Origin of the sequence: Streptomyces zinciresistens K42 (genome assembly GCF_000225525.1) — a bacterium.
Lineage (GTDB): Bacteria > Actinomycetota > Actinomycetes > Streptomycetales > Streptomycetaceae > Streptomyces > Streptomyces zinciresistens.
This window is the reverse complement of record NZ_AGBF01000425.1, coordinates 1-1,701: the sequence shown is the minus strand read 5'-3', so window position 1 is coordinate 1,701 and position 1,701 is coordinate 1. Positions and strand designations below refer to the sequence as shown.

The 1,701-nt window shown below is 73.7% G+C and carries 1 protein-coding gene and 1 pseudogene; one reads left to right on the top strand and one right to left on the bottom strand.

Annotation, left to right across the window (positions count from 1 at the left end):
• Positions 1-14 precede the first annotated feature (14 nt).
• Positions 15-1,007, bottom strand: a complete 993-nt coding sequence (locus SZN_RS36970; RefSeq protein WP_043735460.1) for an SCO0930 family lipoprotein — start codon at positions 1,005-1,007, stop codon at positions 15-17.
• Between the two features lie 508 nt (positions 1,008-1,515).
• Between SZN_RS36970 and SZN_RS42135 the strand changes: the two are divergent.
• Positions 1,516-1,701: pseudogene (locus SZN_RS42135) on the top strand (BlaI/MecI/CopY family transcriptional regulator); the annotation flags it as partial.

Below are 1,701 nucleotides of genomic sequence, written 5' to 3'. Positions count from 1 at the left end.
ACGGGGCGCGCTCCCTACTTCTGCTGCGCGCCGACCGGCTTGCCGTCGGGACGGATGGCGTACCAGGTGCCGCCCACACCCTGGCCGTTGGTGTCGCCGGGCTTCTTGTCGCCCGCGAAGGTGTAGATCGGCACGCAGTCGATGGTCTGCTGCTTCCGTCCGTCCGGCCGGTCGAAGACGACGTAGCCCTGGCCCCGGGGACCGGAGCCCTTCAGGTCGATGCCCTTGGTGTCGTCGGCCGCGACCGGCGCGACGACCGGCCACTTCTTGACGCACTGGCCGACGCAGGCGGTCTTCATCGGCCAGGGCGAGTCCTTCATGAAGCGGTAGACGGTCATGCCGTTCCCGTCGATGACGATCTCGCCGAGCTTGGCGTCCTTGCGCGTGGACAGGCCCGGCAGGCCGCCCGTCGCCTCGGCGCCCGCGCCGCCCTGCGCCTTCTTGCCGTCGGGGGCGAGCGCGTACCAGGTCTCGCCGACGCCCTGGCCGTTGACGTCACCGGCGGCGGCGTCCTGGGCGTAGCGGTACGCGGGCCAGCCGTCCACGGTGAGCTGCCTGGTGCCGTCGGTGCGGACGACCGAGCCGAGCAGGGCCTTGTCGATGCCGGTGCCCGCGGTGGCGTCGTCCGCCGGGACCGGTGGCCACTTCTTCGCGCAGTCGCCCTCGCAGGCCGACTTGGGCGGCTCGGCGGTGTCCTTGTCGAACCGGTAGAGCGTCAGACCGCCGCTGTCGGTCAGCACCTTGCCGAGTTCCTGGTTGGTGGACACGGACAGTTCACCGGCGGAGGCACCCTGACCGGCGCCGCCCGCCTGGCCGGCGGCTCCCGCGTCGTAACCCGCTCCGTCGCCCAGCCCCGTCCCGGAGGTCGCGTAGCCGCCGGCGGAGGCCGTGGCGCCCACGTTCTGGCTGCTCGCCGGCGGGGCGGATTCCTGGCCGCATGCCGTCGTCAGCGCCAGCACTGCCACGGCGCCGACCACGAGCGAGGCGCTCCGCCACGAGGTATTCATCGTCAACTCCCCAATATCACAAGGGTGTTGCAGCGCCCTACTGCGCCGCCGCACGGCAATGGGTACGCACGGGAGGCGGGGATGTGTTCAAACGGGGCGCGGATTTCTTTGCGGAATCCGTGAGTCCGCCCTCGTGGCGCCGCACCGCGGGCCATCCGCGGCACCGCCCCGGGCACCCCGAAGTCACACATGCGTGCGACCTCGGAGTCAGGTCCGCGCCCGCTGATGAAACCTTTCGGGGGCCGGACGTCGCCCGTTCGGGGCAATCCGGTCGATCTCCGGCGCACCGGGACCGGGATGGCCCCAAGATCTTCGTCGTGCATGCACTCGAACCGACCCAATCCACCCTTACCGCAAGGGTGTTGACGGTGGTCGCGCTGACCTGGCTGCTCGCCGCGGCACCGGCGGGGACGGCCGGTGCCACCGCCTGCGCCTGGGCCGACACCGGCCCGGACGGCGCCCACGCCGTCGCGGTCGCCGGGAGCTTCACCTGGCCGACCCCACCGCCGTGCGTCTCACCGACCCCGACCCCGCCCCCGACGCCCACACCGCCACCGCCGCCACCGCCGCCTCCTCCGCCGAAGGCCACGCCCGCCCCAAGGCCCGAGCCGCCTCCCCCGCCCCCGCCGCCCGAAGGCCACCCCGCGTCCCGCGGCCCCGCCGCCGGTCCGCCCCCGGCCCGGCTCCGCCGCCG

What these genes read in the sequence shown, in the direction of transcription:
- SZN_RS36970 (WP_043735460.1), bottom strand. Translation starts at nt 1,007, where the DNA reads ATGAATACCTCGTGGCGGAGCGCCTCGCTCGTGGTCGGCGCCGTGGCA.